The organism is Sphingopyxis sp., from assembly GCF_036402335.1.
GTDB lineage: Bacteria > Pseudomonadota > Alphaproteobacteria > Sphingomonadales > Sphingomonadaceae > Sphingopyxis.
The window spans coordinates 1-7,194 of the sequence record NZ_DASWTD010000310.1 but is presented as its reverse complement, the minus strand read 5'-3'; the positions used below and the strand labels follow the sequence as shown (position 1 = coordinate 7,194).

General features: G+C 61.9%; 8 protein-coding genes. All 8 read left to right on the top strand.

Annotated features, from left to right (window positions below):
* On the top strand, positions 1-836 hold an 836-nt coding region (gene pseB / locus VGD20_RS09625; RefSeq protein WP_331134231.1), incomplete at its 5' end, for a UDP-N-acetylglucosamine 4,6-dehydratase (inverting).
* Positions 836-1,999 carry a UDP-4-amino-4,6-dideoxy-N-acetyl-beta-L-altrosamine transaminase gene (gene pseC, locus VGD20_RS09620; RefSeq protein ID WP_331134230.1) on the top strand — a complete coding sequence of 388 codons (1,164 nt, stop codon included), beginning with the start codon at positions 836-838 and terminating at the stop codon, positions 1,997-1,999. The genes pseB and pseC, both read left to right, overlap by 1 nt.
* Positions 1,996-2,688 (top strand): pseudaminic acid cytidylyltransferase, encoded by a 693-nt coding sequence (gene pseF, locus VGD20_RS09615; protein ID WP_331134229.1) that lies wholly within the window; start codon positions 1,996-1,998, stop codon positions 2,686-2,688. Before pseC ends, pseF begins: the two co-directional genes overlap by 4 nt.
* 82 nt (positions 2,689-2,770) lie before the next feature.
* Positions 2,771-3,862, top strand: a complete 1,092-nt coding sequence (pseG, locus tag VGD20_RS09610) for a UDP-2,4-diacetamido-2,4,6-trideoxy-beta-L-altropyranose hydrolase (RefSeq protein WP_331134228.1) — start codon at positions 2,771-2,773, stop codon at positions 3,860-3,862.
* Complete coding sequence (pseH, locus tag VGD20_RS09605) at positions 3,846-4,391, top strand: UDP-4-amino-4,6-dideoxy-N-acetyl-beta-L-altrosamine N-acetyltransferase (RefSeq protein ID WP_331134227.1); 546 nt, start codon at positions 3,846-3,848, stop codon at positions 4,389-4,391. Before pseG ends, pseH begins: the two co-directional genes overlap by 17 nt.
* Positions 4,388-5,449 (top strand): pseudaminic acid synthase, encoded by a 1,062-nt coding sequence (gene pseI / locus VGD20_RS09600; protein ID WP_331134226.1) that lies wholly within the window; start codon positions 4,388-4,390, stop codon positions 5,447-5,449. Before pseH ends, pseI begins: the two co-directional genes overlap by 4 nt.
* An 11-nt stretch (positions 5,450-5,460) precedes the next feature.
* Positions 5,461-6,231, top strand: coding sequence for a phytanoyl-CoA dioxygenase family protein (locus VGD20_RS09595; RefSeq protein WP_331134225.1), 771 nt, complete (start codon positions 5,461-5,463; stop codon positions 6,229-6,231).
* Positions 6,232-6,252: 21 nt separating this feature from the next.
* A partial coding sequence (locus VGD20_RS09590; protein WP_331134224.1) for a hypothetical protein occupies positions 6,253-7,194 on the top strand: 942 nt, incomplete at its 3' end.

Genomic DNA, 7,194 nt, shown 5'->3' with positions numbered 1-7,194 from the left:
GGGTTCGCTTCTTTATCGGCGACGTTCGCGACCGCGAACGGCTGTATCGCGCCCTCGATGGTGTCGACTATGTCGTGCATGCGGCGGCGACGAAGATCGTGCCGACCGCGGAATACAATCCGTTTGAATGCGTAAAGACCAATGTCGTGGGTGCGATGAACCTGATCGATGCCTGTATCGATCGCAAGGTGAAGGGCGTCGTCGCGCTGTCGACCGACAAGGCGAGCAGCCCGATCAACCTATATGGCGCGACCAAGCTTGCGTCGGACAAGCTGTTCGTCGCCGGCAACAGCTATTCGGGCGCGCACGACACCAAATTTTCGGTGGTGCGTTATGGCAATGTGATGGGATCGCGCGGGTCGGTGATTCCCTTCTTTTTGTCGATCCGCGATCGCGGCGTCCTTCCGATCACCGACGAGCGTATGACGCGCTTCATGATCTCGCTGGAGCAGGGGGTTGATCTCGTCTGGCACGCGTTCAACGATATGGAAGGCGGCGAAATCTATGTGCGCAAGATCCCGTCGATGAAGGTGACCGATCTCGCCCGCGTTGTCGCGCCCGAAGCGGCGTTGGAGTTCATCGGCATCCGGCCGGGCGAAAAGCTGCACGAGCAGATGATCAGCCCCGAAGACGCCTATTACACATATGAATATCCGGATTATTTCAAGATTCTGCCCACCATCCACGACTGGGCAACGTGCCCGATCCGTATCAAGGATGGGGTCAAGGTGCCCGAGGGGTTCACCTATGCCAGCGACAGCAACGATGAATGGATGGCCGACGGGGAACTGCAAAAGTGGCTCAGCGATAACAGCGCGAAGATCGGGTCGATCTGATGGAAATGATTCCCTACGGCCGGCAGGATATTTCCCGGGCGGACATCGACGCGGTCGTCGGTGTCCTGCAGTCGGACTTCCTGACGCAGGGACCGGCGGTGCCGCAGTTCGAGGCTGCGGTTCTGTCGGCCGTGGGGGCGCGTTACGCCTTTGCGATGAACAGCGCGACGTCGGCGCTCCATGCCGCGTGCCTGGCGCTTGGCCTGGGCGCGGGCGATTGGTTGTGGACTACTCCCGTCACTTTCGTCGCATCGGCGAATTGCGGCCTCTATTGCGGCGCGCGCGTCGATTTCGTCGACATCGATCCGCGGACCTATAATCTCAGCCCCGATGCGCTCGAAGCCAAGCTCGAGCGCGCGAAAGCCGAAGGCCGGCTGCCGAAGATCGTGGTCGCAGTGCATCTTTGCGGCCAGCCGTGCGACATGGAGCGGCTTCATTCGCTGGCAGGTCGTTACGGCTTCGCACTGATCGAGGATGCGTCGCACGCGATCGGAGGAAGCTACAAGGGCGAGCCGATCGGAAGCGGTCGCTACAGTGATATCACCATTTTCAGCTTTCATCCGGTGAAGATCATCACGACCGCCGAAGGCGGAATGGCGCTGACCAATAATCCCGAACTCGCGCGGCGGCTTGCGCTGCTCCGGACGCACGGGATTACACGCGATCCCGCACAAATGGTGCACAGTCCCGATGGCCCCTGGTATTATGAGCAGGTCGAACTGGGCTTCAACTATCGCATGACCGACGTCCAGGCGGCGCTCGGGGTGTCGCAGATGACGCGGCTCGCCGAATTCATCGATCGCCGGCACGCGCTGGCGACGCGCTATGACGCATTGCTTGCCGATCTGCCGATCACGCTGCCCTGGCAACATGCGGATGGCCGGTCGGGTCTGCACCTCTATGTCATTCGCCTGCAGCTTGAACGGATCGGAAAAAGCCATCGCGCGGTATTCGATGCGCTGCGCGAGGCGGGTATTCTCGTCAACCTCCACTATATCCCGATTTATCGGCAGCCCTTTTACCAGGCTTTCGGTTATGACCCGGCCGAATATCCCGAAGCCGAAGCCTATTACCGGGAAGCCATCAGCATCCCGATGTTCTACGCGCTGACCGACGCGCAGCAGGATCGCGTTTCGGCGGCGCTGCACGAGATATTGACGTGAAACTTGCCGTCATTCCGGCGCGGGGAGGGAGCAAGCGCATCCCGCGCAAGAATATCCGTCCCTTTCATGGCAAGCCGATCATCGGCTGGTCGATCGAAGCGGCGCTCGCGAGCGGTCGCTTCGACCGGGTCATCGTGTCGACGGACGATGCCGAGATCGCGGAAGTGGCCAAGGGGTTCGGCGCGGAGGTTCCGTTTATGCGTCCGGCCGATCTCTCCAACGACGTCGCGCCGACCGGCGTGGTCGTGCAGCATGCGGTGCAGTGGCATCAGCAAAGCGGCATGGCGATCGATCATTGCTGCTGCCTCTATGCGACGGCGCCCTTCGTGACGCCCGAACTGATCGCCGACGGCTTCGATCGCCTGGTCGGCAGTGAGGCCGATTTCGCCGTCTCGGTGACGAGCTTCCCGTTCCCGATCCAACGGGCATGCCGGATCCGCGACGGCCGGCTGCAAATGATCGATCCGTCGGCCTACCTCACTCGCTCGCAGGACCTTGATGAACGCTTCCACGACGCCGGACAATTCTATTGGGGACGCGCGCAAGCCTGGACGGAGCTTCGCCCTATCCTGGGAGAGGCGACGCTCCCGGTCATCGTCCCGCGCCATCGGGTCCAGGACATCGACACACAGGAGGATTGGGAGCGCGCCGAGCTTCTGTTCGGCGCGCTTGCGAGGCAGGAGATGTGATGAGCGTGCTGCTTTCCAGCGCCATGCCGTTGATCCGTGCGCGTCTGGCGGGTCGAAAATGACCGCGAGCCATCCCCATGGGATGAACATCCTAATTCGTGCCGACGCGTCGCTGGAAATGGGTATCGGTCATGTCATGCGCTGCCTGACGCTCGCCGACGGACTGCGATCGGCCGGTGGCCAGATCGATTTCGTATGTCGCGAGCATCCCGGGCATTTCGCAGAAATCATTCGGTCGCGCGGATATGCGGTGCACCTGCTGCCGATGGGCCGGTCCGAAGCCGGCGCGCTTGCGCATTCGGCGTGGCTCGGCGGCAACCAGGCGGACGATGCGGCGGCGGTCGCCGACCTGGCGCGCGCAAAGCGGCCGGACTGGCTGATCGTCGATCATTATGGACTCGATATCACTTGGGAAAGGACACTTCGTCCCTTCGCCGAGAAGATCATGGTCGTCGACGATCTGGCGGATCGCAACCATGATTGCGATGTGCTGCTCGATCAAAATCTCGGTCGATCGCCGCAGAGTTATGAGCATCGGGTACCCGAAGATACTGTGATATTGGCGGGCTCGGCCTATGCGCTGCTGCGTCCCGAATTCGCCCGTTATCGTGCCGAAGCGCGCGCGCGCCGCCGGGAGTCGTCGCCGGCGACGCTCCTGATCGCTTTGGGCGGGGTCGATCAGGGAAATCTCACCGGACGCACGCTGGCCGCGCTTGCCCGCGGCGGCCTGCCTGACGATATGGAGATTGTCGTCGTGCTGGGGCCGACCGCCCCATGGCGAGAGGCGGTTGCGAACCAGGCCGCGGCGATGCCCATGCCAACCCGGGTGATTGAGCACAGCCAGGACATGGCGCGATTGATGTCCGAGGCGGACGCCGCGATCGGTGCGGCGGGAAGCACCGCGTGGGAGCGTTGCTGTCTTGGTCTGCCGACGATGATGTGGATTCTTGCGGACAATCAGCGCGTTGTGGCCGACGCCCTGGTTGCGGCAGGGGCCGCCGCTACCATAGAAATGGCGTCGAACGACCGGACGATCGAAACCGAGCTCACGGCTTTCCTCCGCGATGGCGCACGGCTCGCCGAAATGTCGCGGTGTGCCGCGGCCCTCGTCGACGGACGCGGGGTCGAGCGTGTCATGAATGCGATGGGAGTTGTCGATGGCATCGCCGCATGAAAAGACAGCCGGCGGTCGCCTGCGGCCGGTGGGCGAGGAGGATCTGCGCGAACTTCTTTCGTGGCGCAACCATCCGGACGTCCGCCGATTCATGTTCACCAGCCGCGAGATCGAATGGGAGGAGCATTGCCGCTGGTTCACCCGCTGCCTTGCCGAGCCGGGCCGGCACCTGCTCATATATGAAGCGGGCGGGGTGGATCTGGGCTTCGTGAACCTGTCGGGCGTGCATGCTGGCGGAATTGCCGAATGGGGCTTCTTCCTGGTTCCCGGAGCTCCGCGGGGAAGCGGTATGCGCCTTGGCGCCGCGACACTCGATCATGTGTTCGGGGAGCGGCATGCGCACAAGCTGTGCGGGCAGGCGATCGCGAACAACGACCGGTCGATCGCCTTTCACCAGCGTCTTGGTTTCCGTCAGGAAGGCGTATTGCGCGACCAGCATTTTGACGGTGCCAATTATCTCGATGTAATATGCTTTGGCCTGCTGGCGCAGGAACTTTCAGCCGCAGCAAAAGAGGAAGACGACCTATGACGGGACCGACCTTAACAATCGCGGGCAGGGTGATCGGCGTCGATCAGCCCCCCTATGTCATCGCGGAGATGTCGGCCAATCATAACGGCAGCCTCGATACTGCGCGTCGAATCATCGCCGAGGCCAAGCGGGCCGGTGCGGATGCGGTCAAGATGCAGACCTACACGGCCGACACGATCACCCTCGACAGCGATGCCGAAGATTTCCGGATCAGCGGAGGGCTGTGGGACGGCGAGACGCTGTACGAGCTCTATGAGCGCGCCCATATGCCGTGGGAGTGGCACAAGCCGTTGTTCGATCATGCGCGCGACGTCGGAATTACGATTTTCAGCAGCCCGTTCGACAACAGCGCGGTCGACCTGCTCGAGGATATGGGCGCGCCGGCCTATAAGATCGCGTCGTTCGAAGCGGTCGATCTGCCGCTCATCCGCTATGTCGCGGGGACGGGCAAGCCGATGATCATCTCGACGGGCATGGCGAACGACGAGGAGATAGCGGAGGCGATCGCGGCCGCGCGCGACGGTGGCTGCAAGGAACTTGCAGTTCTGCATTGCGTGAGCGGGTATCCGGCACCGGCGGGGGACTATAATTTGCGAACCCTTGCCGATATGGCGCAGCGCTTCGGCGTTGTCATCGGCCTTTCGGATCATACGCTGGACAATGTGAGTGCGATCACCAGCGTGGCCCTGGGAGCGTCGCTCTTCGAAAAGCATTTTACGCTCGATCGCAGCGGAGGCGGGCCCGACGACAGTTTTTCGCTCGAGCCCAAGGATCTCGTCGACTTGTGCGAGGGGGTCCGTACAGCATGGTCCGCGCTGGGCAGGGTCGACTATGGCCGCAAGTCGAGCGAGATCGGCAATGCTCAATTCCGTCGCTCGCTCTATTTCGTGAAGCCGCTGAAAGCGGGAGATGTGGTCACGCCCGATGCGGTCCGCAGCGTGCGCCCGGGCTTCGGCCTTCCGCCCAAGCTGCTCGATGCGGTCGTGGGGCGAACCATGAGCGTCGACGTGGCCGCCAATACAGCCGTTACGGCCGCCGCCGTCGGCATGAAGATTTAAGGAGTACAGCGATGGCCCGCCCCATGGACTATATGAAGGTCACCGCCGCCGATCTGATACAGCGGACGATGGGCAATCGCGGCGATTTCAGCGATCTCGCGATCGAAACCGCCCGTGTCGAGCCGAACGCTCTGCCGACCGAGGTTTGCGCGACGCTGCGGTCGCGCATCGACGATCTGCTCGCCGGAGGCGCGCCAGGCCGCGTCTGGCAGGACAAGGTTGGCGCCGATATGCGCATTTTCGGCTTGGAAGCCTATATCGACGACCTGATCGACTATTTCCATATTCCCGAGAATATCCGCAATGTCGAAGCCTATGTCGGGCGGCGCGTGCGGTCCTGGACGCTGATGGCCAACCGCATTACGCCCAAAGCGGACAATTTGGGGTCGGGCGGTGGATTGCATCGGGACTCGCCCTTCTCGCACCAGGTAAAATCGATCTGGTATCTTTCCGACGTTGGCGAAGAAAACGGGCCTTTTCAGTTCGTTCGGGGATCGCACCGGGACCTTGTCCGGCAGCGTCATAAATATCCGCTGGGGGTCTATCGCTTTGACAAGGTCGCGGATCCGCTGACCAGCGTGACAGGACCGGCGGGAACTCGGCTGATCTGCAACACCCGCTGTATCCACGGCGGAAAGCCTATCGTTGACGGCGCGCGCTATGCGGTTACGCTTTACACGTTCTACGATGGCGACGGGACGCGGCGCTTCTTTGCGTCGGCCGGTCTCGATCCCGCACAGGCTTCGAGTCCGGGGACCGAATACGCGCGGCGTGCGCACTGACCGGCGAAAGCAGCCATTCCGATGATTTCGCTTCTCGTCCAGCGAGCCGCCGTTCTGATGTTGCGTCCGGCGGCGATGGCGGCCGAGGCGCTCTTCGTGCCTGGCGGCAACATCATGATCTTCGCGATCCCGATCGCGGCGTTGGCGCTAACCGCTTCGTCGGTTCCGGTGCATTCGCAATATATGGTCGCGACGCCGAACACGCCGAATCTTCGCGCCCTCGAACGATCCTATGTCTCGGGCCTGCTCTACATCAGCGTCATCAGCGTCGCCGTTCTTTTCTTGTCGCTGATCCTGATTTGGAAGGGCGTGAGCCTGGAATTGGTCGCGATCACCCTGTCGATGTTCGTGATCGAGAAATTCTCGGACGAACTGACGCGCTTTTACGAATTTCAGAAAAAGTATAGCCGCTGGTTCATTGCACAGTCGGTCCGGTCGATATGGCTGTTGGTTCCGGTTGCCTGCTACAATCTCGGTGCCGACTATCTCCATTCCTTTTTCATCGCGTCAATGTCGATCGCCGTCATTACGCTGGTCAATTTTTTCTTCTCGACGCACCTGCGGCCGAGTCTCTCGCCGACCGGCTGGCAAGCGATCCGGACCAACGCGGTCTTTCTGAGCAGTTCCTTCCTCCTGGCGATACATCGGCAGGCGCCGCGTATCGCCGTTGCCTTCGCCTTTCCTAAGGTTGCCCACTTCTTCCAGATCGTCGCGCAAGTGGGGCAGGTGGTGTCGCTGCTTTTCAACGTCAAATATGTCATTCCCTATCGCGCGGTCATGTCGCGACGTCCGCGTCTTTTCGAGCGAATGCTGAGCGCGGCGTTTCTGAAGATCATACAGGCGGTGATCGCGATGCTGGTGCTCGCGAGCCTGGCCATTCCAGTCGCCGACCTGCCCCTGGGGCACGAGATCATGATGGTTGCGCTCACCGTCGCGATGGTTGCCGACGCGCTCGCCTTCTCG